This is a genomic window from Intestinimonas sp. HCP28S3_D6 (assembly GCF_052065695.1).
In the GTDB taxonomy this organism is placed as follows: domain Bacteria; phylum Bacillota; class Clostridia; order Oscillospirales; family Oscillospiraceae; genus Intestinimonas.
The window spans coordinates 16887-43061 of sequence record NZ_JBQHTM010000033.1; the positions used below are offsets into that span (position 1 = coordinate 16887).

At 62.4% G+C, this 26175-nt stretch carries 24 protein-coding genes and 1 riboswitch; of the genes, 20 read left to right on the top strand and 4 right to left on the bottom strand.

Translation table 11 applies throughout. The annotated features are described in order from the left end of the window. The first annotated feature begins 119 nt into the window (after positions 1-119). The 3 genes from ACTNBK_RS11445 (at position 120) to ACTNBK_RS11455 (ending at position 3463) form a co-directional block, all read left to right on the top strand. Positions 120-1550, top strand: coding sequence for a S41 family peptidase (locus ACTNBK_RS11445; protein WP_441146178.1), 1431 nt, complete (start codon positions 120-122; stop codon positions 1548-1550). Positions 1551-1644: 94 nt separating this feature from the next. Then, complete coding sequence (locus tag ACTNBK_RS11450; protein WP_441146180.1) at positions 1645-2151, top strand: RNA polymerase sigma factor; 507 nt, start codon at positions 1645-1647, stop codon at positions 2149-2151. Positions 2152-2188: 37 nt separating this feature from the next. Further along, positions 2189-3463, top strand: coding sequence for a DUF4367 domain-containing protein (locus ACTNBK_RS11455; RefSeq protein ID WP_441146182.1), 1275 nt, complete (start codon positions 2189-2191; stop codon positions 3461-3463). 58 nt (positions 3464-3521) lie between these two features. Here the strand turns inward: ACTNBK_RS11455 and ACTNBK_RS11460 are convergent, their stop codons facing one another. Next, positions 3522-3980, bottom strand: coding sequence for an Lrp/AsnC family transcriptional regulator (locus tag ACTNBK_RS11460; RefSeq protein ID WP_441146184.1), 459 nt, complete (start codon positions 3978-3980; stop codon positions 3522-3524). A 277-nt stretch (positions 3981-4257) separates the two neighbouring features. On the opposite strand from ACTNBK_RS11460, the gene ACTNBK_RS11465 reads away from it, so the two are divergent. From ACTNBK_RS11465 to ACTNBK_RS11485, 5 genes are all read left to right on the top strand, one after another. Then, positions 4258-4839 carry a chromate transporter gene (locus tag ACTNBK_RS11465; protein WP_441146186.1) on the top strand — a complete coding sequence of 194 codons (582 nt, stop codon included), beginning with the start codon at positions 4258-4260 and terminating at the stop codon, positions 4837-4839. Then, positions 4836-5387, top strand: coding sequence for a chromate transporter (locus tag ACTNBK_RS11470; RefSeq protein ID WP_441146188.1), 552 nt, complete (start codon positions 4836-4838; stop codon positions 5385-5387). The genes ACTNBK_RS11465 and ACTNBK_RS11470 overlap by 4 nt, the downstream gene beginning before the upstream one ends. Before the next feature lie 172 nt (positions 5388-5559). After that, positions 5560-6984, top strand: coding sequence for a Na+/H+ antiporter NhaC family protein (locus ACTNBK_RS11475; RefSeq protein ID WP_441146190.1), 1425 nt, complete (start codon positions 5560-5562; stop codon positions 6982-6984). Between the two features lie 19 nt (positions 6985-7003). Then, entirely contained in the window at positions 7004-8143 is a 1140-nt protein-coding gene (locus ACTNBK_RS11480) for a M20 family metallopeptidase (RefSeq protein ID WP_441146192.1), read from the top strand. 136 nt (positions 8144-8279) lie between these two features. Further along, positions 8280-8630 (top strand): arsenate reductase family protein, encoded by a 351-nt coding sequence (locus ACTNBK_RS11485; protein WP_441146194.1) that lies wholly within the window; start codon positions 8280-8282, stop codon positions 8628-8630. Between the two features lie 4 nt (positions 8631-8634). On the opposite strand, the gene ACTNBK_RS11490 is transcribed toward ACTNBK_RS11485, so the two are convergent. Then, complete coding sequence (locus tag ACTNBK_RS11490) at positions 8635-9573, bottom strand: lysophospholipase (protein WP_441146196.1); 939 nt, start codon at positions 9571-9573, stop codon at positions 8635-8637. Positions 9574-9721: 148 nt separating this feature from the next. On the opposite strand from ACTNBK_RS11490, the gene pepT reads away from it, so the two are divergent. From pepT to ACTNBK_RS11505, 3 genes are all read left to right on the top strand, one after another. Next, complete coding sequence (gene pepT / locus ACTNBK_RS11495; RefSeq protein WP_441146198.1) at positions 9722-10933, top strand: peptidase T; 1212 nt, start codon at positions 9722-9724, stop codon at positions 10931-10933. A 453-nt stretch (positions 10934-11386) separates the two neighbouring features. Then, a complete protein-coding gene (locus ACTNBK_RS11500; RefSeq protein ID WP_441146200.1) occupies positions 11387-11941 on the top strand; it encodes a nucleoside-triphosphatase in 555 nt (184 codons plus the stop codon). A gap of 11 nt (positions 11942-11952) precedes the next feature. After that, positions 11953-12639 carry a FadR/GntR family transcriptional regulator gene (locus ACTNBK_RS11505; protein WP_441146202.1) on the top strand — a complete coding sequence of 229 codons (687 nt, stop codon included), beginning with the start codon at positions 11953-11955 and terminating at the stop codon, positions 12637-12639. 68 nt (positions 12640-12707) lie between these two features. Here the strand turns inward: ACTNBK_RS11505 and ACTNBK_RS11510 are convergent, their stop codons facing one another. Then, positions 12708-13712, bottom strand: a complete 1005-nt coding sequence (locus ACTNBK_RS11510; RefSeq protein ID WP_441146204.1) for a hypothetical protein — start codon at positions 13710-13712, stop codon at positions 12708-12710. A 28-nt stretch (positions 13713-13740) separates the two neighbouring features. Then, positions 13741-15198 (bottom strand): MBOAT family O-acyltransferase, encoded by a 1458-nt coding sequence (locus ACTNBK_RS11515; protein WP_441146206.1) that lies wholly within the window; start codon positions 15196-15198, stop codon positions 13741-13743. A gap of 172 nt (positions 15199-15370) precedes the next feature. Between ACTNBK_RS11515 and ACTNBK_RS11520 the strand changes: the two genes are divergently transcribed. The 9 genes from ACTNBK_RS11520 to ACTNBK_RS11560 all read left to right on the top strand — a co-directional run bounded on the left by ACTNBK_RS11520 (position 15371) and on the right by ACTNBK_RS11560 (position 26115). Further along, on the top strand, positions 15371-16498 hold the full coding sequence (locus tag ACTNBK_RS11520) for a hypothetical protein (RefSeq protein WP_441146208.1): 1128 nt from the start codon (positions 15371-15373) through the stop codon (positions 16496-16498). A 157-nt stretch (positions 16499-16655) separates the two neighbouring features. Further along, complete coding sequence (locus ACTNBK_RS11525; protein WP_441146210.1) at positions 16656-17657, top strand: hypothetical protein; 1002 nt, start codon at positions 16656-16658, stop codon at positions 17655-17657. 63 nt (positions 17658-17720) lie between these two features. Then, on the top strand, positions 17721-19151 hold the full coding sequence (locus ACTNBK_RS11530; RefSeq protein WP_441146211.1) for a MutS-related protein: 1431 nt from the start codon (positions 17721-17723) through the stop codon (positions 19149-19151). Between the two features lie 60 nt (positions 19152-19211). After that, positions 19212-19388: riboswitch (Lysine riboswitch) on the top strand. 148 nt (positions 19389-19536) lie between these two features. Continuing rightward, positions 19537-19923, top strand: a complete 387-nt coding sequence (locus ACTNBK_RS11535; protein WP_130850820.1) for a hotdog fold domain-containing protein — start codon at positions 19537-19539, stop codon at positions 19921-19923. 83 nt (positions 19924-20006) lie between these two features. After that, positions 20007-20825: a 3-keto-5-aminohexanoate cleavage protein gene (locus tag ACTNBK_RS11540; RefSeq protein ID WP_294512755.1), complete on the top strand. Its 819-nt coding sequence runs from the start codon at positions 20007-20009 to the stop codon at positions 20823-20825. Positions 20826-21145: 320 nt separating this feature from the next. Continuing rightward, on the top strand, positions 21146-22186 hold the full coding sequence (locus ACTNBK_RS11545) for an L-erythro-3,5-diaminohexanoate dehydrogenase (RefSeq protein ID WP_441146214.1): 1041 nt from the start codon (positions 21146-21148) through the stop codon (positions 22184-22186). Positions 22187-22344: 158 nt separating this feature from the next. After that, positions 22345-23616, top strand: coding sequence for a lysine 2,3-aminomutase (gene ablA / locus ACTNBK_RS11550; RefSeq protein WP_441146215.1), 1272 nt, complete (start codon positions 22345-22347; stop codon positions 23614-23616). Between the two features lie 148 nt (positions 23617-23764). Next, positions 23765-25324, top strand: a complete 1560-nt coding sequence (locus ACTNBK_RS11555; protein ID WP_441146219.1) for a lysine 5,6-aminomutase subunit alpha — start codon at positions 23765-23767, stop codon at positions 25322-25324. Continuing rightward, entirely contained in the window at positions 25324-26115 is a 792-nt protein-coding gene (locus ACTNBK_RS11560) for an OAM dimerization domain-containing protein (RefSeq protein ID WP_294512763.1), read from the top strand. Before ACTNBK_RS11555 ends, ACTNBK_RS11560 begins: the two co-directional genes overlap by 1 nt. The last annotated feature ends 60 nt before the right edge of the window (positions 26116-26175 follow it).

Genomic DNA, 26175 nt, shown 5'->3' on the forward strand with positions numbered 1-26175 from the left:
CTTCTTTCCGTGCAGATTTCTTCTCTATTTTTATACCACACTTCCCGCCGCCCTTCCACTCTTTGGGTGACAGGGGAAAGGAAAAATGTTAGAATGGGCAAAAAAGGGGGAATTGGACTGTGAAATTTAGGAAAATCGCTGCCGGTGTCCTCTCGGTGACGCTGCTGCTCACCGCCTGTGGTCCGGCGGGGGAGGGGGACGCCTTTTCTCAGCTTCTGGCGGAGACGGAGGCGAAAAACGCTGCCCTGAACGCCCCCACCGGGGAGCTGGATGCGTACCGCTATGATTTCGAACAGGGCAGTCCCCTGCTTACCGAGGCGGAGTTCTCACTCCTGCGCCGGGAGGAAAAGACGGTAGGTATGCTGACCGGGGCGGAGGCAAGGGCTGAGGTGGACTATCTCTTCCGGCTGCTGCGGACCTATTACGGCCTTTACACCTGGTTCGGGGGCGACGAGGCCTTCGGCGCGGCGGAGGAGCGGGTCCTCCGTGCCATGGAGGGACGAGAGGAGATCCCTGTGGGCAAGTACCAGCAGATTTTGAAGGAGGCCCTGGGCTTCGTGCAGGACGGGCACTTCGGCATCGGGGGCAGCGGAACCCTGGAGCCGTCTGCCCTCTACTGCGCCGAGGGGGCAGTCTTTGACCGCCGGAACGGCACCTTCTATGGAGGGGAAAATCTGGACCGGGCGGTGGTTTCCGTCCAGGGGGAAGACCCCGACAACTACCTGAAGCGGGCCATTGGTCCGGAGGGGGAGCTCACCTGGAAGCTCTACCGGACGGATGTGGCGTCGGGACGGAGCAGCGCCGTGGTGACCTATGCCGACGGGGAGGAGACCCTCATCCTGGACCCGGCGGGCACCCAGCCCCTGGACCAGGGGAAGGAGACCTTCAGCCGGAGCACCCTGGCCGGGGCGGAGCTCCTGCAAATGACCAGAATGCCTTTTGAACCCGGGGACGCCGGGCCGGAGGGCGGCTATGACGGGGCGGCTGTGGAGGCCTTTCTGGCCGCGGCGGAGGAGGGGCGGACCTCCGACGGCGTTCTGGTGGTGGACCTCACCTCCAACCCCGGCGGGAATGGGAACCTGCCGGGGGAGTGGTTCCGGGCCTTTACCGGGGAGACACCGGAACCCAATTATGCCACCCTATGCCTGGACCCCTATGACTGGACCTGCCGGGAAGGAGAGGTGAAGGAGGAGGGCTACCGGGTCCGGCGGCCGGAGGAGCAGTATCTGGAGCGGGAGGAGGGCCCGTTTCTGGTGGTGCTCACCTCCCGTGGGACTGCCTCTGCCGCCGAGGCTTTTACCGATCTGACCCGGAACGTGGGACGGAGCCTGGTTATCGGCTCCAACACCGGCGGCTGCCTCACCGGCTCCCAGACCTACCGGGGCTATCTCCCCTGGTCGGGGACAGAGCTGGCCTGGGGGCTGGACCTCTTTGTCTGGCCGGAGGGCTACTTTGCGGAGGGGGTGGGACTGGAGCCCGACGTCTACCTCACCGGGCCCGACCAGGAGGCCCGTCTGGAGCAGTTCCTCCAGCGCTATCTGACCGGCTGATGGGGTTTCCGGCAGCATTCCCAAAACGCATGGGATATGATATAATAACCACCATGACTGCGGACGCGAAAAGAAGTAAGGAGGTGTTTTCCGGATGCAGATGGATTGGGACAGCCGTTTTACCGCCCTGTACCGGGAAAACGCCCCCAAAATGTTCGCCTATGCCCTGCGGCAGCTCCGGAACCGGCCGCTGGCGGAGGAGCTGGTGGAGGAGGCCTTTGTCCGGCTGCTCCAGCAGAAGGAGGGACTGGAGGACCACCCCAGTCTGGAGGGCTGGCTATGGAAGACCCTCCAGCACCTGATTCTCACTGAGGTGAAGCTGGCCAAGTATCACCGGGAGGTGCCCCTGGAGGACGCCAACACCTGGGCGGCCAGTGAGGAGGAGCGCTCGGATCTGGCCGAGGCCCTGCCTGATGGGCTCAGTGACAGCGAGCGGGAGGTGCTGCTCCTCTTCTATGAGGATGGGTATTCCCACCAGGAGATTGCCCGGCGTCTGGGCATCTCGGAGATGAACTCCCGGACCCGGCTGTTCCGGGCCAAAAACCATTGCAAAAAACTTTTGGAAAAAAATTTCCAGACGTGTCACAAATCCAGCGGCTGAATCGATATATGGGATGAGAGAATGGGAGGTGATGGACATGGACAAGGAAGAGCGGAAGGCCGCGGAGGCGGAGCGGCTTACAGAGGACCTTTCCGATTACCTGGACGGGGTATCGGAGGAGGACTTTGACCCGGTGGCGGTGGAGCGATGGCTGGCCGCAGCGGAGGAGCTGGACGGCGCGGAGGATTCCTTCGACGCCGAGGCCGCCGAGGCGGCGTTCCGGGCACGGCACGGGGACCTCTTCCCAAGGCCGGTGTCCAGCCCCGAGGTGAGACATCTCCGTCCCAGGCGGTTCCTGCCCCGGTTGGCCGGCATCGCCGCGGCGGCGGTGCTTGTGGTGGCCTTGGCGGCCCAGAGCCTGGGTGTGGACCTCTTCCGGCATGTGGCCAGCTGGACCCGAGGTGAGTTCACCTTCTCCACGGGGGAGGGCGAGATGCCGGAGACGGTCAGCTATTCCCACGGGCAGGCGGCATTGGACGCCTATGACGTCCGGGTGCCCATGATGCCCACCTGGAATCCCGCCTGGGAGGGAGACGACGTCCCGGGGCTGGACGTGACGGTCACCGAGGAGGCCGACGGCACCCTCGTCTTTACCGAGGACCACCGCACGGATGCCGGTGACGGCTACACCTTCGTGGTCCGGCAGCGGAAGGACAAACAGCAGGCAGAGGCCGACATTCAGGGTAAGGATGAGCCAGACACCATCGTCTATGAATTTGACGGCAGGAGCTATTACATTGTCCCCCTGGACGCAGGCCAGTACCGCATCACCTGGGCCTGCGGCCGATATTCCGGCGAGATCTGGGGCGATATGGACCTGGAGCAGGCCAAACACTTTGTGCGCTCCATCACAGAGCCGGATGAGTGGGTGTATACGGCGCCCGATATGAGCATCCCGCCGAAGTATGAGACCATCCAGGAGGCCATGGAGGATGTGGGCATCGATCCCGATTACGCCCCCAGCTGGCTGCCGGAGGGGTTTGTGACGGTGGAGTCCGACACCTACGTATCCGAGGAGACGGGTTGGTATTCGGCCTATCTCTTTGCCACCGACGTGGAGGGCGAGCGGAATCTTTCCCTCTCCTTCGACCTGCGCACCAACCCCGACGGGGTGGGGACCACGGTCTATCCCAAGGACGATACCCCCGTCGTCACCTTTGAGAAGTGCGGCATCACCTTCTACATCATCAGCAACGGCCCATGGCGCAGTGTGGCTTGGATGGATGGCGGAGTGGCCGGCTCCATCGGTGGGAACCTGACCGAGGAGGAGTGCCGTCAGATCGTGGACTCCATTCCCCGCTATGCCTCCTGAGCAGAGGTCCCGAAAACAGCGAAAAGCCTCCGTTCCCACGGGAACGGAGGCTTTTTTGTCAGATCCGCATGCCCTTCCGGGTCTTAATGCGGGAGATGATGAGCTCGCTGCTGATATGCTCGATGCCGGGCAGGGGATAGAGCTTTTCCATGACGAAGTGTTCCAGGTCCTGGTTCATCTCCAGCACCGCATGGACGTGGAGCTTGCTTTCACCCGTCATAAGGTACATGTCGGTGACCGCCTCCTCGGCGGCCAGGGCGTCGGCCACCTGGTGAAGGCAGGAGGGCGACACCCGGATGTCGAAGAATACAGAAACGTTCCGGCCGATCTTCTCCGGGTCCAGGACCACAGTGTACTGCTCGATGACGCCGCTCTTCTCCAAGGCGTCGATGCGGTTTTTCACGGCGGCCCGGCTCAGGCCCACCCGCTCGGCGATCTCAATGAGTGAGGCCCGGGCGTTCTCGATCAATATGCTCAGGATCTGCTGATCCACGTTGTCCAAACCCTTGCTTTTCACAGTGATTCCCCCAAATCAGGAGCCCTCTGGTGCCGTGGACGGCAGGGCACGCTCAATTCGTGGTCTATTGTAGAAGATTCTCACCAGAGGTGCAAGTGTTTTTTCAAAAAAATAAAACAAAGTGCAAGATTACAATATTTGTTTTGAACAGCAAAATCGAAAATTATATGTCAAAGTGAAAAATCTATGTTGCATTTTGGGAATGAGAGGAGTAAGATAGGCACGATAACTGGAGAGAGGGATTCTCCTGAAAACTGTGGAGTAGGAGGAAACGGAATTGAAGCGGCTCTTTGAGATCTTTGGCATCTTCTTCAAAATCGGGCTCTTCACCATCGGCGGCGGCTACGCCATGCTGCCGATCATCCAGAAAGAGGTGGTGGAGAGCAAAGGCTGGATGACGGACGAGGAGTTCCTGGACGCCATCTCCCTGACCAACAGTCTGCCCGGCCCTCTGGCCACCAACTCGGCCACCTTTGTGGGCTACCGCGTGGCGGGGGTGCCCGGTTCCTTTGCAGCGGTGCTGGGCGCGGCGACCCCCAGTGTCATCATCATCCTGCTCATCGCCATGGTCTTTACCAACATCATTGATTACCCGGTGGTGCAGAACGTCTTCAACGGCGTGCGTCCCGCCGTGGTGGCCCTCATCTTCTACGCGGTGGTCAAGCTGGCCCGCTCCGCCAAGGTGGGGGAGTACTTCAACTGGCTGGTGGCCCTGGCGGGCTTTGCCGCCATCGCCGTGTTCGGCCTGCACCCCATCGTGGTGGTGGTGTGCGCCGCGATCTATGGCATTTTTATCCGCAACAGTGTGGTGAAGGCAGTGGATGCCAGCCGCGGTAAGAAGGAGGAAGAGAAGAAATGATCGAGCTTTTGATCCAGGCCTGTATCTCCTTTCTGAAGATCGGAGCCTTTTCCTTCGGCGGCGGCTACGCCGTGGTGGCTTTTATCCAGCGGGAAGTGGTGGACGGCCACGGCTGGATCTCCCCGGAGGACTTTGTCAACATCGTGGCCATCGCCGAGATGACCCCCGGCCCCATCGCCGTCAACTCCTCTACCTTCGTGGGCTATAACCTCTTCGGTGTGCTGGGCGGTATCCTGTGCTCGATGTCCACCCTGGCCATCCCCTTTATCCTGGCCCTCATCGTGGCCATCTATTTCTCCAAGTTCAAGGACAACATCTACCTGAAAAACGCCCTGTCCGGTATCCGGCCCGCTGTCATCGGCCTTATCGCTGCCTCCTGCCTCTCTGTGGGCAAGATCTCCTTTACCAGCTGGCACAGCGTGATCTTCTTCGCTGTGGCCCTTGTTATGGTGTGGAAGTGTAAGGTGAACCCCATCATCACCCTCATCACCTGCGGTGTGCTGGGCGCTGTTTTGTATGGCTGGCTCTTTCCCCTCATGGGGATCTGATCGGCGTTCAAGGAAGAACGACATATGGGCGGGAGCAGGGCAAAGGCGGCCCGCTTCCGCCTGTATGTCATTTTTTATTGTGCTATGATTTCACACAATACTCTGTGTGTGGAATAACGGCCCTGGACAGGCAAGACTCCGCCCGGGACCGGAGAAAGAGGAGGAATGAACAGTGAGTGAAACTACACAGCGCAAGATCGTCAAACCCTGGCAGGCCTTGCTGATGATCGTCGTCGGCATCGCCATCATCTTCCTGGGCCTTATGGTGTTCAAGGCCAAAAACCACGTGATCCTGCTGACCGACGGCGTGGTGATGTGCGTCATGGCCTGCTGCTTCGGCATCAAGTATGACGACCTACAGGCCGACATCAAGGCCACCATCAACTCCATGCTGGTGGCCATCCTGATTCTCATTGCCGTGGGCGTCCTTGTGGGTACCTGGATGATTTCCGGTACCGTGCCCATCATGATCTACTACGGCATGAAGGTCCTGACCCCCGGCCTGTTCCTGCCCATCACCTGCATCGTCTGCACCCTCATGTCCACCATGGCGGGTACCTCCTGGGGCACTCTGGCCACCGTGGGCGTGGCCTTTATGGGCGTGGCCCAGGGCCTGGGCGTGCCCCTGCCCGTCACCGCCGGCGCCATTTGCGTGGGGGCCTTCTTCGGTGACAAGATCTCTCCCCTGTCCGACTCCCCGGTGCTGGTGTCCAGCGTCACCGACGTGCCCCTGATGGACGGTATCAAGCACTCGCTGGTCTCCACCGGCCCCGCATGGCTGATCTCTGTGGTATTCCTGACTGTTTATGGCATGCAGTTCCACAACGGCACGGTGGGCGGCGAGGTCTATGACGCCATCATGAGCACCGTTACCACCAGCTTCAACCTCAACCCCATTCTGCTGCTGCCCCCGGTGGTGGTTGTCGTTCTCATCGTTATGAAAAAGCCCACTCTGCCTACGTTCACCGCCGGCATCGTGGTGGGCGCCGTCCTGGCGGTGGCCTTCCAGGGCACCCCCCTCATCCAGACCACCGACGGAGCCCAGAGCATCTTTATGGCCATGTATGAGGGCTACACCGGCGATACCGGCAACGATATTGTTAACAGCATGATCCAGCGCGGCGGTCTCACCAGCATGCTCAACACCATCGGCCTGCTGATCTCCGCCGGCGTTTTCGGGGCTCCCCTGCGCACCGCCGGTGTGGTGGATATTCTGCTGGACTATGTCCGCAAGATTGCCCACAACGGCAAGGTCATGGCCACCGGCGTACTGATCCTCCACGGCGTTTTCTTCACCATTACGGGCGCCTACTACGTCTCCTATCCTGTGGTTGGCTCCATGGTGAAGGACATGTTCCCCGAGTATGGTCTGGACAAGAAGAACCTCATGCGCATCATGCTGGACACCGGCACGGGACTTGCTCCCCTGGTGCCCTGGGCCACCACCGGTGCCTATGTGGCCAGCACCCTGGGGGTGGACAACATGTCCCTGGCTCCCTTTGCGCCCATGCTTTGGCTGTCCATCGTGATTTCCGTGGTCATGGGTCTGACCGGCATCGGCATGGTCAAGCTGAAGGACCAGAAGGCCGCCCGCTAGAGAGAGGAAGGAGTACAGTATGGAAAAGATCATTCAGCGCTGGTATGACATGATCCGCATCAACTCCGTCAACGGACGCGAGGTGGACATGGCCGACTATGTGGCCGGAGAGCTGCGGGCCATGGGCCTGGAGCCCCACTACAGCTATTTTCCCGAGGACAGGGAAGAAAAGGTCCGGCCCTCCGTCTGGACTATTCTGGACAGTGGTAAGCCGGGCAAGACCGTCATGCTCATCGGCCATATCGACACGGTGGCCGTGGCCAATGGTTGGAACACCGACCCCTTTACCCCCACCGAGGATGGGGACAAGGTCCACGGCCTGGGCGCCATGGATATGAAGGGCGGCCTGGCCGCCATTCTGGAGACCCTGGAGTACTATTCCCAGCACAAGGAGGCCTTCAATGGCCGCATCGAGGCCTGCTTTGTCTCTGATGAGGAGGGGCTCTCCAAGGGCACCTATCAGTTGGTAGAGGAGGGTATCGGTGCCGACTACGCCATCATGGCTGAGTGCCGTTACGACAACGTGGCCATCGGCTTCCGCGGCCGGTTCAGCTTTGAGGTGACGGTCCACGGTGTGGCCGCCCACGCCAGCTACTACCCCGCCGTGGGGGAGAACGCCCTTATCACCGGCGGAAAGCTGGCCGCCGCCATCGAGGCCCTGCCCACCCTCACCCATCCCAACCTGAAGCACGGCACCTGGTGCGTGTGCTACATGGAGGGCGGTAACGCCGGCACCCTGGTGGTGCCAGACAGCTGCTACCTCTTCGTGGACCGGTACGTGGTCCCCGGCGAGACCGAAGAGACCTGCATCGAGCAGATGATGGGGGCCGCCCGGGAGCTGGGACTGGAGGGCAAGGTGGACGTCCGCCTCAAGCCCCGGTCCTCGCCCTACATGCAGTCCTTTGCCCTGGAGCCCGAGGACTTCCTGGTCACCACCCTTCAGGCCAAGTTCAAGGAGGTCACCGGAGGAGAGCTTCCCGTGGCCTATGACCCCTCCGTCTGCGACTCCAACATCCTAGCTGTTTCTCTGGGAATCCCCACCGTCACCTTTGGCCCCTCCGGCGGCGGCATGCACGCCGCCAACGAGTATGGCCACCCCTGGCAGGTGAAGAACTGCGCCGAGATCTACAAGCGTACCCTGGCCGAGCTGCTGAAATAAGGCAAAACGAGACCGCCGGCGCCACTGAGAAGGTAGCGCCGGCGGTCTGTGCGTTCCGTATAGGATTGCGGTCCGGGTCGGGATATGGTATAACAGCAGTAACAGCCGCCGGAAGGCGGAGGAAGGAGCAAAACATATGTTATTTGTTTGGTACCCCAAGTGCAGCACCTGTCAGAAAGCCAAGAAGTGGCTGGAGGCCCAGGGCAAGGCGGCAGAGGTCCGGGACATCAAGGCCCAGCCCCCCACGGCGGAGGAGCTTTCGGCCTGGCAGGAGAAGAGTGGCCTACCCCTTAAAAAGTTTTTTAACACCAGTGGCCAGTCCTACCGGGCCCTGGGCCTGAAGGACCGGCTGGACACCATGGATCGGGCCGAGCAGCTCGCCCTCTTGGCTGGGGACGGTATGCTGGTAAAGAGGCCTATCCTGGTGAATGGGGACACTGTGCTGGTGGGCTTCAAGGAGGCCGACTGGGCGGCCGCTTTGGACTGAGCCATCAGGTCTCCAAATGGTTTTCCAGCCAGGTGAGGAGATCGGAGAAAACCTCCTCCCGGTTGGTCTCGTTGAGGAGTTCGTGGCGGGCGCCGGGGTAGAGCTTCACGGTCAGATCCCGGCAGCCGGCCCGGCGAAAAAAGCCCTCCACCGTCCGGACGCCCTTGCCTCGTCCGCCCACCGGATCGGCGTCTCCGGAAAAGATGCCCACCGGGGTTTCTGGGTCCATTTTGGCCAGCCCTTTGGGGTCGGAGATCCGCTGAAGCCCGCCCATCATGTCCCGGAACATCCCTACCGTGGGGACAAAGCGACATAGGGGATCGGAGACATAGGCATCCACCACGGCGGTATCCCGGCTGATCCAGTCGGCACCGGTGCGGGCGGGGCGGAACTGGGCGTTGTACGCCCCCAGGGACAGGGCGATGACCAGGGCGCTGTGGTAGCGGGTTCCCCTCAGACGGCACAGAGCGCCGGAGACCGCCTTGCCGAAGGCCACCAGGGCGGGGGCCTCCTGACCGGTGCCCAGGAGCAGACAGCCGTCCACCGAACCCGGGTACTCGATGAGGTGGGTCCGGGCCACAAAGGAGCCCATGGAGTGGCCCAGCAGAAAGTGGGGGACACCGGGGAAGCGGCTGGCCAGGTCGTCGTGGAGGGCCTTTACGTCCCGTACCAGGTAGTCCCAGCCATCCTTATCACTGAAAAAGCCGTATTCGCTCTTGTCCAGAGCGGTGCCGCCGTGGCCCAGGTGGTCGTGGCCGGCCACGGCAAAGCCGTGATCGGTGAGGAACCGGGCAAAGGCGTCGTACCGGCCTATATATTCCGAGATACCGTGGACCAGCTGTACCGTGGCCCGTGGCATCTGGTCCTGAGGGAGCCACCGGAGACCGTGGATCTGGTGGACGCCGTCGCTGGAGGGAAAGTGAAATTCCTCCCGTAAGGCCATAGCGATCACGCTCCTTTTATGTTAAAATAGACCTGTCATGATCTGACGGGACGGCGCCTGTCCGTCCTGCCGTTACCCAAAGTTTAGCCCAAGGGGCGCCCGTCGTCAATGTTGGATGCGCCGCCTGGGGGAAAGGATCTGATCACCTATGCATGTCGTTGAACGTTTTTTACGGTATGTCTCTTATGATACCCAGTCCAGCGAGGACTCCACCACCGTGCCCACCACGGAGAAGCAGAAGGTCTTAGGAGCCGCTCTGGCCCAGGAGCTCTCTGAGCTGGGGCTCCACGGGGCCAAGCTGGATGAGTACGGCTACGTCTACGGCTGGCTCCCCGCCACCGTGGGCTGCGAGGGGGTTCCCTGCCTGGGACTCATCGCCCACATGGACACTGCGCCTTCCGCCCCCGGCGCCGATATCCACCCCAAGGTGGTCCACTACGAGGGCGGGGACATCCCCCTCTCCGAGAGCGTGGTCATGCGGGCGTCCGAGTTTGCCAGCCTGTCTCGGTATGTGGGCCAGGACTTGATCGTCACCGACGGCACCACCCTGCTGGGTGCCGACGACAAGGCCGGTGTGGCCGAGATCCTCACCGCTGTGGAGTATCTGGCCGCCCATCCTGAGATCCCCCACGGCCGCATTGCTGTGGCCATCACCCCCGATGAGGAGGTGGGCAGCGGCGCCGACCACTTCGACGTGGAGGGCTTCGGCGCCGCCGCGGCCTACACAGTGGACGGCGGCGAGCTGGGTGAGCTGGAGTATGAGAACTTCAACGCCGCCTCCGCCAAGGTGACTGTCCGGGGATTCAATATCCACCCCGGCTCTGCCAAGAACAAGATGCGCAACGCCTGCCTCATGGCCCTGGAATTTGTCAACATGCTGCCTCCGGCAGAGACCCCCGCCCATACCGAGGGCTATGAGGGCTTCTATCACCTGGGCCATATGGAGGGCGACGAGACGGAGGCGCGTCTGGAATTCATCATTCGTGACCACGACCGGGCCCGTTTTGAGGAGCGGAAGGAGCGGATGAACCTCATCGCCGCCTACCTCAACGGGAAGTATGGCTCCACCACCGTCCAGGTGGAGCTGAAAGACTCCTACTACAATATGAAGACACAGATCGAGCCTCACATGTATCTCATCCACCGCGCCCGTGCGGCCTTTGCTAAGGTGGGTGTAGAGGCCCAGGAGGTGCCCATCCGGGGCGGTACTGACGGTGCGCGCCTGTCCTTTATGGGCCTGCCCTGCCCCAACCTGTCCACTGGTGGTGCCAACTTCCACGGCGTCATGGAGTATATCCCTGTCCAGTCCATGGAAAAGATGGTCCAGGTCCTGGTGGAGCTGGTCACCGAACAGAAGTAAAAGCGCTTTGACCGCCCCACCGGGCAACCGGCGGGGCGGCTTTTATGTAGGGAAAGCCTGATGTGGGACGGGAAAAGGGGAACGGCAAGTGATGAAAAATGTATTTTAACCGCCAGGAAGACCGCGATGGGCTGGAAAAAGTAGAATAATTGGTAGGACAACTTGAAGGTATTGGTCATATCAACGATTTTAAAAGAGGCCCTACCTTTTTTGGTGAAATGTGCTATAATGATGACTGCTGAATCAATTGCAAGGCGTTTTATTTGTGCGGTGTACACCTGTAATCCCAAAAAAGATAGCAGATGGTCTACCCTTTTTTCAATTTGGTCCTATTTTTGCCTGATGACTGTAAATTGTTGGTTTTGTGCAATGCGCAGTGGGATCCGGTGAAAAGAATCTTCTTGGCATGCAAAATGCTAGAAAAACAGCCGGTGTACGCCGAGGTGAACAGCAATGTATGTATTTTTGACTGGACCGAGCGGGGTGGGTAAGTCCACCGCGCTGGACCGTACTCTGGCCCTTTTAGGGGTCAGGCCCGGAGGATTCCGCACCGGCTTTACGCCGGACCGCACTCGACTGTGTCTGTGGCCGGCTTGGGAGACGCCGGACTGGTCGGAGGGACAAACGGTAGCGCGGATGGTGCAGGGGCGCCTGACCGGTGACCCGGCGGCCTTTGACCGGCTGGGGCCTCCCATTCTGGCGGAGAGCCGGTCCTGGGCAAGGCTTCTGGTGCTGGACGAGCTGGGCTGGCTGGAGCGGAATGCGGCGGTCTTTCGCAGGGCCGTGTGGGACAGCGTGACGGGAGATCTCCCGGTACTGGGCGTAATCAAGCCGGAGCAGCAGCGGACTGGTACCTGGCTGGAATCGCTGGTGCAGGCGCCTGACGGTACCGTGGTGGCAGTGGATACGACCAACCGGGACAGCCTGCCGGTTTTGCTGGCGGAGCAATTTGAAGAAACTCTGGCCGGTATGGAGAAAAAACAGGAAAGAGCTGGGAACAAGCGATGAAGGAAGAAAGTTTGCAGCAGGGAAAAGCCTATGAGCGTGTAATCACATATATCAAGAGTGAGATCCTTAAGGGGGATCTCAAGCAGGGCGAAAAGCTGCCGCCGGAGCGGGAACTGGCGGAGAAGCTGGGTGTGGGCCGGAACTCGGTCCGGGAAGCCCTGCGGACCCTGAGTCTGATGGGCTTTATCTCCAGCACCCAGGGGGCGGGGAATTTTGTCTCCTGCGACATCGAAAAGAATCTGGCCGAATCCACCCAGATGATGATGCTCCTGGGGGCCACTGACTATCGGCAGGTCAGTGAGCTACGGCAGGGCCTGGAGAGCCAGGCGGTGTTGCTGGCCTCGGAGCGGATCACTCCCGCCCAGCTCAGCGAGCTGGAGGACATCGTGTGGCAGCTCCGGGACGAGAACGACCTGGAGCGAAGCACCATGCTAGATAAGCGTCTCCATTACCTGATTGGGGAGGCGGCGGGGAACCCCCTTATCATGGTTATCCTCCGGGCCATGAGCGAGACCATCGACAGCTTTATCAGCCACATGCGGGAGAAGATGATGCAGGATGAGGTCTACCGCAAGAAGCTCCAGGACAGTCACCAGGGGATTGTCCTGGCCCTTCAGGACCGCAACGGCACCGAGGCCGTCCGCATGATGCGGGAGCATTTCCAGGTGGTGGACAGCGCCATGGTGGACCTGTTTTAAGGGACTGCCGAAGACAATGCAAACGTGTAAAAGAGGTCCTGTGGCCAATGGCCACAGGACCTCTTGGTTTAATCGGGGACCATATGCCGATCCTGAACCGCCCACTTCCAGGCACTTGTATTTTCCGCCGTCTGCGTTCTGGGGGAAAGTCCCAGCTCGTCGATAAGAAAGCTTCCCAGCCAGGCGGAGAAGATGGCCGCCCCCTCCTGGTTGAGGTGGCCGGGGTCGTAGTAGTGGAGGGTGGGGGTGATGCCCATGGATTGGCTCTCCTCCGTCCAGTCGAAGAAGGAGATACCCAGCTCCGCTGCGTCAGCGGCGATGCGCTCCCGGGTGTCGGCGGGGAGCTGGCTGTAGGTGGGGTGAAAGACCAGGGCCAGGGGAATGCCGTGCTTCTCGCACAGGTCAGCGATCTTGGAGAGCCAGGTGAGGTTCTCCTCATAGATCTCCTCCGACTGGGGGTCCCGGGTGAAAGGCCCATCGGAGATTTGCTCAAAGACACCGCTCACCGGAGTGAAGCCCTTTAGGGAATCGGTCTCCGAGAGGAGAAGGGCGTCGGCGGCCTCGCTCACCGTCAGCTCCTTCCACCGGCTGTGGTAAAAGTAGAGCGGGAAGAGGAGCCCAGTGCGCAGCTCCGGCTCCGAGGCGGTAAAGATGGCCCCCAGCTGGTTGAGCCCGGCAGGCATGTAGCCCACATTGACCTGGGTGTAACTCTGATACTGCTGGAAGGCCAGGGCGGAGCCCTCCAGCACCACCAGGGAGGGCTTTTGGGTCTTAAAAGCCTCCCGGAGGTACCAGTAGGTCTGGGACAGGGTCTGCTCCGGCCCGGCTAACACATACCCGGTGAGTCCGGTCTTGTCGTAGATCTCCACCGGGTCCACGTCGCAGTAGGCGTAGGAGCTGCCCAGGTAGAGGTAGTCCAGGCTGTCCTTGGGCTCGGCCAGATAGGGGCCCCAGACGGCGCCGTAGTCCACACGGATGGGCCGGAAGGCCAGAGAGAGAATGCCGATGAGGAGGGCGGCTAGGACCAGAAAGAGCAGGGCGAAGATGGGTTCCCGCCATTTGGAAGTTCGCAAAAGGGACCACTCCGTTTCGTGTGCCATGTCAGAATTTGAAGTAGATGAAGTCCTGGGGGTCATAGCCGGTGCCGTAGACGCCGAAGATCAGCACCGACAGCAGGAGAACCAGGGCGAGGACCCAGCGGACGGGCCGGGGCAGGGAGAAGAAGGTCTGACGGGGGCTTCCTCGGAGGACGGAGAAGAGGTCCACCGCCAGCAGGAGAAGCACCGCCAGAGCCACTACCACCAGCTCGGGCAGGTCCAGGCCCCAGGCGGAGAAGGGGCGGGTGAGCCAGGGACCGGTGAACATGGCCCGGAAGATGGATAGGGAGTGGGTAAAGGAGCCGCCCTTGAAAAAGACCCAGGCCACGGTGCTCAGCAGAAAGGTGATGACCACCTGGAGCACAATGGTGAAGGGGGCATCGTCGGCCAGACCCAGCCTGCGGCGGACGCGGTCCCGTGCCTTCTGGGTCATGCCGCCAATGACCTGATAGATGCCGTTGAGGAGTCCCCACACCACAAAGGAGAGGGCGGCGCCGTGCCACAGGCCGCTGACGGCGAAGACGATGAGGATGTTAAGGTACTTCCGCCGCTTGCCCTTCCGACTGCCTCCCAGGGGGATGTAGAGGTAGTCCCGGAACCAGGAGGACAGGGAGATGTGCCAGCGCCGCCAGAACTCCCCGATGGAGCGGGAGAAATAGGGAGTGCGGAAATTCTCCATGAGATGGAAGCCCATGACCTCGGCACAGCCCAAGGCCATGTCGGAGTAGGCGGAGAAGTCACAGTAGATCTGAATGGAGAAGGCGATGGCGGCGGCCGCCACCTGGAGCCGACCGAAGCTGTCCGGGGCGGCATATACGGTGGAGACCATCAGGCCCAGCCGGTCGGCAATGACCAGCTTTTTGAAGGCGCCCCACAGAAAACGCAGCAGGCCCCGCCGAAGATTTTCCCAGCAGAAAGGGGCAGGTTTGCGGAATTGGGGCAGCAGGCTGCCGGCCCGGCCGATGGGGCCGGAGAGCAGATAGGGGAAGCAGGAGAGGAAGAGGGCCAGATCCAAATAGGACTTCTCCGCCGGGCGGTCCCGGCGATAGACGTCGATGAGGTAGCCCGCCGCCATGAAGAGGTAGAAGGAGAGGCCGGCGGGGAGGATCAAGTCCAGGGCGGGGGAGGAGAAGGCTAGCCCGGCGGCGGCGAGGAGCCGCTCCAGCAAGTTTAGAGAGAAAGTCAGATATTTGAGGAGAAAGAGGGTTCCGAAAAGGAGCGCCAGAAGAACGGCCAGAATGGCCTTTCGCTGCCTGCCTCTGCACCGGTCCAGGAGCCGGGCACCCAGATAGGTGACCACGGTGGCGGCCAACAGGGAGAGAAGGTGCTCCGGGCCGCCGCACAGGAGGAACCACCAGCTGGCACACAGCAGCCAGAGCTGCCGACTGGCGGTGGGTAGCAAAAACCAGACCAGGGTGACCACGGGGAAGAAGAGGAAGAAGCCGGGGGAGAGGAAACTCATGGAGGGGGGCACCTTCTTTCGGCGAGGGAGTAGAGTGAGGCCGGGAGGACCGGCCAACCGAAAATGATTTCCTCTATTTTACCCGACAAACCTCCAAATGGCAAGGGTATGCTGCACCGGCGGCGGTAGCGCGGCATACCCTGAGTTAGAAACGGTATTGGGAGGTAAGACCATGACAACGGAACCAAAGGTCCGATATTACCTTGGAGCCAATTCCCCCAGCGGCTTTTATTCACTCTATGACCAGCTTCTGGACCCAGGGGAGGCGGAGGAGCTATTGATCCTTAAGGGGGGCGCCGGCTGCGGCAAATCCACCCTGATGGGGCAGGTGGCTGCCCGGGCAGAGGAGCAAGGGCTCCGGGTGGAGTACATACGCTGTTCCGGGGACCCGGACTCCCTGGACGCCATCATCCTGCCCGACCGCCACGCCGCCATCGTGGACGGCACGGCCCCCCATGTGGTGGAGCCCAAATTGCCCGGGGCGGTGGAGCGGTATGTGAATCTAGGCGCCTGCTATGACCACGAGGGCCTCAAGAAGGTCCGCGGGGAGCTGGAGCAGGCCATGAAGGGCTACAAGGGTTGCTACGCCCGGGCCTACCGCTGCCTGCGGGCGGCGGCCGAGATCACCGCCGACCGCACCGCCCTCATCCAGACCCCGGAGCTGGAGGAGAGGATTGCCAAGCGGGCCAAGGGCATCCTGTCCCGGGAGTGCCGCCGGGGCGGCGAGGGGGAGGGAAAGGTGTGCCAGCGTTTCCTCTCCGCCGTTACCCACCAGGGCTTCCTGGTGGAGTTCGGCACCGTGGAGCGCCAGTGCCGGCGGGTCTATGAGCTGGTGGACACTTACGGCCTCAGCCATCTGCTCCTCACCCACATCCTCTCCGGCGCTGCTGCAGCGGGCTGGGACGTGATCGCCTGCCCCTCGCCCCTGGCACCCGACCGGCTGGAGCACCTCATCCTGCCACAGCTCTCCCTGGCTTTTGTCACCACCGGCGGCAGTACGACCTACCCCAGGCACCCCTACCGCCGCTTGCGGATGGATGCCATGGTGGACCGGGAGCTGCTGCGGCGCAGCAAGGCCCGGCTCTCCTTCTCCCGAAAGGTGTCGGCCGCCCTGGTGGAGGAGGCGGTGTCCTCTCTGGCCCAGGCCAAGGCCATGCACGACGACCTGGAGCGCATCTACAATCCCTATGTGGACTTCGGGCGAGTCCGCGCCGCGGCGGAGTGGGCCGTCCGGGAAGTGCTGGGAAATGAGGCTGAGCATGGCGAGGAAGAGATGAGCACAGCGGATCAGCAGGAATAAAATAGTTGAGCATGCTCACGCCCGGCGGCCAAGTTTGGGGCCGCCGGGCGCCGCTCTGCATGGGCATTGACATTTCCCTCTGCGCCCCCCATAATGAAAACAGAATGGGAAAAGCGGGAAGCAAAGATCGGCAGTGAGACGACAAGGAGGGAACGCCATGACGCCGATGCTCGCCCCCCTGGTGGGGGACGCGCCTACCGTCACGTTTATCGGACTGTGTAAAAATGCGGGCAAAACCACCGCCATGTGCCGCCTCATCGAGGAACTGTCGGGGGAGACCCTGGCCATGACCTCGGTGGGGCGGGACGGCGAGCGCACCGATGTGGTCACCGGCACCGAAAAGCCGGAGATCTGGGTCCGCTCCGGGACCCTGTTCGCCACCGCCCGGGGGATGCTCCCCCTGTGCGACACCACCCTGCGGGTGGAGGGGGTCACCGATGTGATGACCCCGCTGGGGGCGGTGGGGATCTTCCGCGCCCTCAGCGACGGCTATATCCAGCTGGCCGGGCCCTCGGCAGTGAATCAGCTGGGGCCGCTGTCCCAGACCTTCCGGGCCCTGGGCGCCCAGCGGGTCCTCATCGATGGGGCGGCGGGGCGCAAGTCCCTGGCCGGCGCCGAGGCGGGAGCCACCGCCGTTTTGTGTGTGGGCGCCTCCGTGGACGGAGGCATCCCCTTCATCGCCGCCGAGACCGCCCACATCTGCCAGCTCTTCGCTGCGCCGGAGGCGGAGGACCCTGTCCTCCATGCCGCTCTGGACGGGGAGGAGGAGCGTTATGCCCTCTTCAGTCTCCAGGGGGAGCGACTGCCCCTGGAACTGGAGCAGAGCGGCCAGCCGGCGTGGCATGCCCTGCCCCGTGAGCACTGCGTGCTGTGGATCGGCGGCGGCATCACCGGGCCGCTGCTGCGCACCCTGGCCCGTCGGGGCGCGCCCCTCACCGTGGCTGCCCCCGACGCCACCCACTTCCTGTGCGACCGTGGCTCCGCCGAAACCTTCCACCGCTGCGGCGGGTCGCTGATGGTGGCCCGTCGTCTGCGCATTGCTGCCGTCACCGCCAACCCCTGGTCGGCCTACGGCAAGCACCTGGACGGTCCCGCTCTGCTGGCGGCCCTCCGGGAGGCCGTGGATGTGCCCGTGGTGGACGTGCGGCAGGAAGCATAAGGTCCTATCGAATGGTTTTACGGCTCCGGACGATCGGAGCAGCATATCGACGAGGTGAAACGAATGAAACTCAACGCGCAGCTCAAAGAGGATACGGGCTACAGCTGGGTCATGGCCAGGATGGAGCCCGCCTCGCCCTTTGGACACGCTCTGGTGCGCGCCCCCCGGTGGTACGGTCCGGGGGAGGAGGCGCAGCTGGAGGAGGAGCTCTCCCGGGTAGAGGCCCTCCGCACCCTGCTGGACAGCGGGGAGATGGCTCTGGACAGCATCACCCACATCCTTTCGGAGTTCCACGACATCCGCAATTCCCTCAAGCGGCCCACCAACGCCCCCATGGACGAGGTGGAGCTCTTCGAGGTCAAGCATTTCCTCATCCACCTGGAGCGGTTGGCCCAGGCCTATGCCGCCATCCCTGCCCTGGAGGGGCTGGAGATCCGGCCCATGACCGAGAGCCTGGATCTGCTGGACCCCAGCGGACGGCGGCTGCCGGCGTTTTCGGTGGAAAACGCCTTTGAGCCGGCTCTGGAGCGGGTCCGGGAGGAGAAGGCCCTGGTGGAGGGTCTCCTCCGGCAGACCGAGAAGAAGGGCCGGGACGACCTGATGGCCCGCCGGTCTGAGCTGGTCCGGAAGGAGGACCGGCTGGAGCTGGAGGCCCGGAAGCGGCTGACCATGGCCATACTGCGGGAGCGGGATACCTTCCTGGCGTCCATGGAGGCCATCGGCCGGCTGGACCTGCTGCTGGCCAAGGCCCGGCTGGCCCGGCGGTTTTACTGCTGCCGCCCGGAGATCGTGGACAAGCCCAAGGTGGTGGCGGTGGACATGGTCCACCCCGAGGTGGCCGACCACCTGCAGGAGCGGGGCGGCTCCTTCACCTCCGTGTCCATCACCCTGGAGCGGGGGGCCACCGTCATCACCGGCGCCAATATGGGCGGCAAGAGCGTGTCCATGAAGAGCCTGACCCTCAACCTGCTGCTGACCCAGACGGGCTTCTTTGCCTTTGCCGGCAGCTTTTCCGCGCCGCTGTTCGACAGCGTCTCCCTCATCTGCACCGACCGGCAGTCTGTGGAGCAGGGTCTGAGCTCCTTCGGCGCCGAGGTGGCCGCTCTGGGCGACGTTCTGCGGGAGGAGAAGGGGAAGTTCTTCTACATCGCCCTGGACGAGTTTGCCCGTGGTACCAACCCCCGGGAGGGCGCCGCATTGGCCAAGGCCCTGGTGGAGTATCTGGGCCGGCTCAACTGTGTGGCCCTCATGACCACCCACTACGACGGGGTCTCCGATGCCGCCCGGCGGCACTACCGGGTGGCCGGCCTGGGGGCACTGGACACCGCCGCCATCCGCAAGGACGAGGCGCCCCTGGACCGGCTCTCCCGGCTCATGGATTACCACCTCATAGAGGCGGAGCCCGGGGAGCCCTGCCCCCGGGATGCCCTCAGAGTTTGTAGGCTTTTGGACCTGGACCCAGAGCTCATGGAAATCTTTTCGAAAAATAGTTGACAAAAGACCTGCGTGTGGTATAATAGGTTTTGTTAAAAGTACCTAAAACAATTTAATAATATGGTGGATAGAGGAGCGGTGCGCCAGGTACCGCCGTGATGCAAAGGGTTGGCAGGCCCGATGCGCGGCGTGAATGGGACCACCGCCGAAGGAACGGGGACGCTGCATGGAACCGTTCCTGCGCCGTGCGCTCAGTGCGTACGGAGTGTCATGACTACATGGTGCGCTATTCGTGTCAGGGGTAACCCTGGCACGAATAGCGTGTCTTTTTTTCGTTATGAAGCGCTGTTCGAGTGCTGCCTTTGGGGCGGCGCCCGCAGCGCTTTGTTTTTTGCTCGGTGAACAAATTCTAAAAATTTGACAGGAGGACATTACCATGGAAGAGATCAAATCCCTGCTCCGGCTCCGCATGAGCGCGAAGGATGCCCACTACGGCGGAAACCTGGTGGACGGCGCCCACATGGTCCATCTCTTTGGCGATGTGGCCACAGAGCTGCTCATTATCTGCGACGGCGATGAGGGCCTGTTCTGCGCCTACGACAACGTGGAGTTCCTGGCTCCCGTGTACGCTGGCGACTACATCGAGGCCGAGGGCAAGATCACCAAGATCGGCAATACCTCCCGCAAGATGGAGTTCGAGGCCCGGAAGGTCATCGTCTCCCGCCCCGACATCAACGACTCTGCCGCCGACGTGCTGCCTGAGCCCGTGGTGGTGTGCCGTGCCTCCGGCACCTGTGTGGTGCCCAAGGACAAGCAGCGCAAGACCCGGTAAGATATCTTCCGGACGACGGGTCCGAAACAGGAGGGCGGCTCCCCCAGGGGGCCGAACGCCAAGTGACAGAAAGGAGCGGTCCCATGGAGAAGCTGATCATCACCGCCGCCATCTGCGGCGCGGAGGTCACAAAAGCCCATAACCCCGCAGTCCCCTATACCGTGGAGGAGATGGTCCGGGAGGCCAAGAGCGCCTTTGAGGCCGGTGCCGCAGTCATCCACGTCCACGTCCGTGAGGATGACGGCACCCCCACCCAGGATCGGGAGCGGTTCCGGGTGGTGCTGGACGCCATCAAGGAGGCTTGCCCCGGCGTCATCCTCATCCCCTCCACCGGCGGCGCCACCGGCATGACCCCGGAGGAGCGTCTCCAGCCCACCGAGCTGTGCCCCGAGATGGCCACGCTGGACTGCGGCACCTGCAACTTCGGCGACGACATCTTCGTCAATGATATGCCCACCATGCGGGCCTTTGGAAAGCGGATGCTGGAAAACCATATCAAGCCCGAGTACGAGTGCTTTGAGATCGGCCATCTGGATACCGTTGTCAGTATGGCGGAGAAGGGCCTGGTGCCCGGCGCTCCCATGCAGTTCAACTTCGTGTTGGGTGTCAGCGGCTGTACCCCCGCCACCGTGGGTAACCTGGACTACCTGGTCAAGCAGATCCCCGCCGGGTCCACCTGGACGGTCACCGGCGTGGGCCGTGGCGCCTGGCCCATGGCCGCCGCCGGCATCATCATGGGCGGCAACGTCCGGGTAGGCTTTGAGGACAACATTTATCTGGAAAAGGGCCACAAGGCTGCCTCCAACGGTGAGCTGGTGGCCAAGGTGGTCCGCCTGGCCAAGGAGCTGGGCCGTGAGATCGCCACTCCTGACGAGGCCCGTAAGATCCTGGGCCTGATCTGAGCGATCCCCTGCCGGGTGAGTCCCGGAGTACATTGATTTATAGTCCCAGCCGGTGAGGACGCGAAGGGGGACCCGTGTTCCCGCGCCGGCATCCATATCCCAAACCAAACCCAATATACATTTCCCATTCCCAATTCCCAAACCAATACCCAAACCGATCCCAAATTCCCAATTCCCAATTCCATTTCTAAATTTCCCAAACAAAAAACCAAACCACAAAACCATTCCCATTCCCAAACCCAAACAAAAGATCCCACAGCAGCCCGCACCGTCCGGATAGACGGAGGGGTCCCCAAAGCAGAATGTATGGAGGTCAAAACATGCAGAAAAAAGGCAACAAGTACGGTGTCCATCGCGTGATCGAGCCCAAGGGCCTTCTGACCCAGGCCGCCAAGAAGATCGACAATACCATGGAGTGCTGGTCCAACGAGATCCTGTGCGACGTGTCCGCCCTGAACATCGACTCCGCTTCCTTTACTCAGATCTATGAGGCCTGCGGCAAGGACCTGGATAAGACTGAGCAGATGATCCTGGATATCGTGGCGGAGCGCGGCAAAATGCAGAACCCTGTCACTGGTTCTGGCGGCATGTTCATCGGTACCGTCCGCGAGATCGGCGAGGATCTGGTGGGCAAGATCGACCTAAAGGTGGGCGACAAGATCGCCTCCCTGGTCTCCCTGTCTCTGACCCCCCTGAAGATCAACAAGATCAAGGCCATCCACCCCGAGATCGACCGTGTGGACGTGGATGCCCAGGCCATCCTCTTTGAGTCCGGCCTGTATGCAAAGCTGCCTGAGGACATGAGCGAGGAGCTGGCCCTGGCCGCCCTGGACGTGGCCGGCGCTCCTGCCCAGACCGCCAAGCTGGTGAAGCCCGGCGACTCCGTCCTCATCCTGGGCGGCGCCGGCAAGGGCGGTATGATGTGCTGCTACGAGGCCATGAAGCGGGTCGGCCCCACCGGCAATGTGGTGGCTCTGGTCATCTGCCAGGAGGACGCCGACCTTCTGAAGAGCATGAACCTCTGCCACCACGCCATCGTGGGCTCCGCCACCAACCCCGTGGAGGTGCTGGAGAAGTCCCTGGCCGTCAACGATGGCAAGGAGTACGACGTGTCCATCCTCATCGTGAACGTCCCCGCCTGTGAGATGAGCGCCATCCTCCCCGTCCGGGATAACGGCACCGTCTACTGCTTCTCCATGGCCACCGATTTCGCCAAGGCCGCCCTGGGCGCCGAGGGCTGCGGCAAGGACGTCACCATGATTATTGGCAACGGCTACACCAAGGACCACGCCGCCATCACCCTGGCCGAGCTTAGGGAGAACCCCCAGCTCAAGGCCTACTTCGAGAAGAAGTACCTGTAAGCGGAACCGGAAGGGGCGATGCCCCGCCGGGGTCAAGAAAAACGAATGCTTCTGTTCCGGTCCCGGCTCAGAGCGGGACGGGGCCGGATCTTCAGGACGCCCACACCGGGCGCAGGCCGGGCCTGCGGGCCCAATACGACGAAAGGCGGTAACCAACTATGATCTATCAGAACGAATCTCGCCGTAAGCAGCTTTTCCCCGATGTCTCTGACGCCGACTGGAACGACTGGCACTGGCAAGTGGCCAACCGGGCCGAGACTCTGGAGGATCTGAAGAAATACATCACCCTGACCCCCGAGGAGGAGGAGGGTGTCAAGGCCTGCCTGGGTACCCTGCGCATGGCCATCACCCCCTACTATCTCTCCCTCATCGACCCCAACGATCCCCACGATCCCATCCGGAAGCAGGCCATCCCCACCGCCAAGGAGCTCCACCAGTCCCCCGCCGACCTGCTGGACCCCCTGCATGAGGACTCCGACTCCCCGGTGCCCGGCCTGACCCACCGCTATCCTGACCGTGTGTTGCTGCTGACCACCGACCAGTGCTCTATGTACTGCCGTCACTGCACCCGCCGCCGCTTCGCCGGCCAGCACGACACCAGCGTGCCCGTGGAGCAGATCGACAAGTGCATCGAGTACATCCGCAACACCCCCACCGTCCGCGACGTCCTCCTGTCCGGTGGCGACGTGCTGATGATCTCTGACGAGATGCTGGAGTACATCATCTCCCGCCTGCGTGAGATCCCCCACGTGGAGATCGTGCGTTTGGGCTCCCGTACCCCCGTGGTGTGCCCTCAGCGCATCACCCCCGAGCTGTGCAACATGCTCAAGAAGTATCACCCCATCTGGCTCAACACCCACTTCAACCACCCCAAGGAGATCACCAAGGAGGCCGCCGAGGCCTGCGCCCGTCTGGCCGATGCCGGTGTGCCTCTGGGCAACCAGTCCGTGCTGCTGGCCGGCGTGAATGACTGCGTCCACACCATGAAGAAGCTGGTCCAGATGCTGGTCCAGATCCGGGTTCGCCCCTACTACATCTATCAGTGCGACCTGTCCATGGGCCTGGAGCACTTCCGTACCCCCGTCAGTAAGGGTATTGAGATTATCGAGGCTCTCCGCGGCCACACCTCCGGCTACTGCGTGCCCACCTTCGTGGTGGACGCCCCCGGCGGCGGCGGCAAGACCCCTGTCATGCCCCAGTACGTCATCTCCCAGACGCCTCACAAGGTCATCCTCCGCAACTACGAGGGCGTCATCACCACCTACACCGAGCCCGAGCACTACGAGGAGACCTGCCAGTGCGAGTACTGCAAGGCCGAGCGCGAAGGCAAGCGGAAGGTGGAGCTCATGGGCGTGGCCGGTCTGGAGCGGGGCCAGGCGCTGTCCATGGAGCCCGCCAACCTGGAGCGCCACAAGAGAGAGATGCACTGATCCTTTGTCCCTGACGGGACGAGAGACCGGACGCGGACCTCAGACGGTGAGACCGCCGGTCCATGCCCGGGCCCGACGACGGGCCCGGGGCGTCCCCTCTCTCGTCTCGTTCCCTTTTCCCAAATACATGGAATGGAAGTGATATGTGTTGGAATCCAAGCTCAATCTGAACTTTGACCTTGTGGAGCAGGCCCGTAACCATGCTTCCAAGGTGGCCGACGACACCCAGCGCTTCATCGACCGGCACACCACTGTGGCCGTGGAGCGCACCGTGTGCCGTCTGCTGGGCATCGACGGCGTCAACAGCTTCGACGTGCCCCTGCCCAACGTGGTGGTGGAGCACCTGACCGCCAAGGGTGCCCTGGCCCAGGGCGCCGCCTTCTGGATCGGCAACGCCATGGTGGAGACCGGCAAGGACCCCCAGGCCATCGCTGAGGCCGTGTCCGACGGCTCTCTGGACCTCACCGCCCTCCCCGCCCATAGCGATGCCGACATCGACAAGGCTCTTGACCCCGTGGTCCAGGACGCCCTGAAGAAGATCGCCGCCCGCCGCAACCGCCGCGAGGAGCTGCTGGCCAAGTATGGCGACAAGCAGGGCCCCTGGCTCTATCTCATCGTGGCCACCGGCAATATCTATGAGGACATCGTTCAGGCCACCGCCGCCGCCCGTCAGGGCGCCGACGTCATCGCCGTCATCCGTACCACCGGCCAGTCCCTGCTGGACTATGTGCCTTACGGCGCCACCACCGAGGGCTTCGGCGGTACCTACGCCACCCAGGAGAACTTCCGCCTCATGCGAGAGGCCCTGGACAAGGTGGGCGAGGAGCTGGGCCACTACATCCGCCTGTGCAACTACTGCTCCGGCCTGTGCATGCCCGAGATCGCCGCCATGGGCGCCTTCGAGGGCCTGGATGTGATGCTCAACGACGCCCTCTACGGCATCCTCTTCCGTGACATCAACATGCAGCGCACCCTGGTGGACCAGTCCTTCTCCCGGGCCATCAACGCCTACGCCGGCGTGGTCATCAACACCGGTGAGGACAACTACCTCACCACCGCCGACGCGGTGGAGGAGGCCCACACTGTGCTGGCCTCCCAATTCCTCAACGAGCAGTTCGCCCTCCGGGCGGGCCTCCCCGAGGAGCAGATGGGCCTGGGACACGCCTTTGAGATCGACCCCGCCGTGGAGAACGGCTTCCTCTACGAGCTGGCCCAGGCCGAGATGGCCCGGGAGATCTTCCCCAATGCCCCCCTGAAGTACATGCCTCCCACCAAGTTCATGACCGGCAACATCTTCCGGGGCCATGTGCAGGACGCCCTCTTCAACGTGGTCACCATCCTCACCGGCCAGAAGATCCACCTGCTGGGCATGATGACCGAGGCCATCCACACCCCCTTCCTCTCCGACCGCTTCCTGGCCATCCAGAACGCCCAGTACATCTTCCGCACCATGCACGACCTGGGCTCCGAGCTGGTCTTCAAGGAGGGCGGCATCATGCAGAACCGGGCCAACGACGTCCTCACCAAGGCCAACGACCTGCTGGCCGAGATCGAGCGTGTGGGCATCTTCGAGACCCTGGAGAAGGGCATTTTTGCCGACATCAAGCGTCCCCGTGACGGCGGCAAGGGCCTGGACGGCGTGTTCCAGAAGGCCCCCGGCTACCGCAATCCCTTCATGGAGCCCATGATGAAAGGAGGCGCTCGCTAATGAGTTCCGGACTGTATCAAATCAGAGATAAAGACCTGGACACCACCCTGGACCTCACCAAGCTGCGCCCCTACGGCGACACCATGAACGACGCCAAGGTCCAGATGTCCTTTACCCTGCCCGTAAAGGACGACGACAAGGGCGCCGCCGCCGCTGTGCAGCTGGCCCAGAAGATGGGCATTGCTGACCCCAACGTGGCCCTGCGCCAGAAGCTGGACGAGAACTTCACCTTCTACGTGGTCTACGGCGCCACCACCCACAGCGTCAACTACAATGAGATCGAGGTCCTCACCGTGGCCGACGAGGCCATGAGCATGGAGGAGACCAACGAGTACATCAAGGAGCACATCGGCCGCAAACTGGTGGTGGTGGGCGCCTCCACCGGCACCGACGCCCACACCGTGGGCATCGACGCCATCATGAACCGGAAGGGCTTCGCCGGCCACTACGGCCTGGAGCGCTACGAGATGGTGGAGGCCTACAACCTGGGCTCCCAGGTGCCCAACGACGAGTTCCTCCACAAGGCCGAGGAGCTCAATGCCGACATCCTCCTCATCTCCCAGACCGTCACCCAGAAGGACGTCCACATCAAGAACCTCACCGAGTTCATCGAGCTGGCCGAGGCCGAGGGCGTCCGCGACCGGATGGTCCTCTGCTGCGGTGGTGCCCGCATCACCCACGCTCTGGCCAAGGAGTTGGGCTTCGACGCCGGCTTCGGCGCCGGCACCTACGCCGACGACGTCATCACCTTCGCCGCCAAGGAGATCGCCCGCCGTATGGGCCGGGAGTGATCCACGCGCACCTTAATTATATAAGGTAGAAAACAGGCTCCCCGGCCGGCATATGCCGGC

Bases quoted from the DNA above. Each gene is read 5' to 3' on its own strand.
- ACTNBK_RS11450 (WP_441146180.1), top strand. From the start codon at position 1,645: ATGCAGATGGATTGGGACAGCCGTTTTACCGCCCTGTACCGGGAAAAC.
- ACTNBK_RS11455 (WP_441146182.1), top strand. From the start codon at position 2,189: ATGGACAAGGAAGAGCGGAAGGCCGCGGAGGCGGAGCGGCTTACAGAG.
- ACTNBK_RS11470 (WP_441146188.1), top strand. From the start codon at position 4,836: ATGATCGAGCTTTTGATCCAGGCCTGTATCTCCTTTCTGAAGATCGGA.
- ACTNBK_RS11480 (WP_441146192.1), top strand. From the start codon at position 7,004: ATGGAAAAGATCATTCAGCGCTGGTATGACATGATCCGCATCAACTCC.
- ACTNBK_RS11485 (WP_441146194.1), top strand. From the start codon at position 8,280: ATGTTATTTGTTTGGTACCCCAAGTGCAGCACCTGTCAGAAAGCCAAG.
- ACTNBK_RS11490 (WP_441146196.1), bottom strand. From the start codon at position 9,573: ATGGCCTTACGGGAGGAATTTCACTTTCCCTCCAGCGACGGCGTCCAC.
- pepT (WP_441146198.1), top strand. From the start codon at position 9,722: ATGCATGTCGTTGAACGTTTTTTACGGTATGTCTCTTATGATACCCAG.
- ACTNBK_RS11500 (WP_441146200.1), top strand. From the start codon at position 11,387: ATGTATGTATTTTTGACTGGACCGAGCGGGGTGGGTAAGTCCACCGCG.
- ACTNBK_RS11515 (WP_441146206.1), bottom strand. From the start codon at position 15,198: ATGAGTTTCCTCTCCCCCGGCTTCTTCCTCTTCTTCCCCGTGGTCACC.
- ACTNBK_RS11520 (WP_441146208.1), top strand. From the start codon at position 15,371: ATGACAACGGAACCAAAGGTCCGATATTACCTTGGAGCCAATTCCCCC.
- ACTNBK_RS11525 (WP_441146210.1), top strand. From the start codon at position 16,656: ATGACGCCGATGCTCGCCCCCCTGGTGGGGGACGCGCCTACCGTCACG.
- ACTNBK_RS11530 (WP_441146211.1), top strand. From the start codon at position 17,721: ATGAAACTCAACGCGCAGCTCAAAGAGGATACGGGCTACAGCTGGGTC.
- ACTNBK_RS11540 (WP_294512755.1), top strand. From the start codon at position 20,007: ATGGAGAAGCTGATCATCACCGCCGCCATCTGCGGCGCGGAGGTCACA.
- ACTNBK_RS11545 (WP_441146214.1), top strand. From the start codon at position 21,146: ATGCAGAAAAAAGGCAACAAGTACGGTGTCCATCGCGTGATCGAGCCC.
- ablA (WP_441146215.1), top strand. From the start codon at position 22,345: ATGATCTATCAGAACGAATCTCGCCGTAAGCAGCTTTTCCCCGATGTC.
- ACTNBK_RS11560 (WP_294512763.1), top strand. From the start codon at position 25,324: ATGAGTTCCGGACTGTATCAAATCAGAGATAAAGACCTGGACACCACC.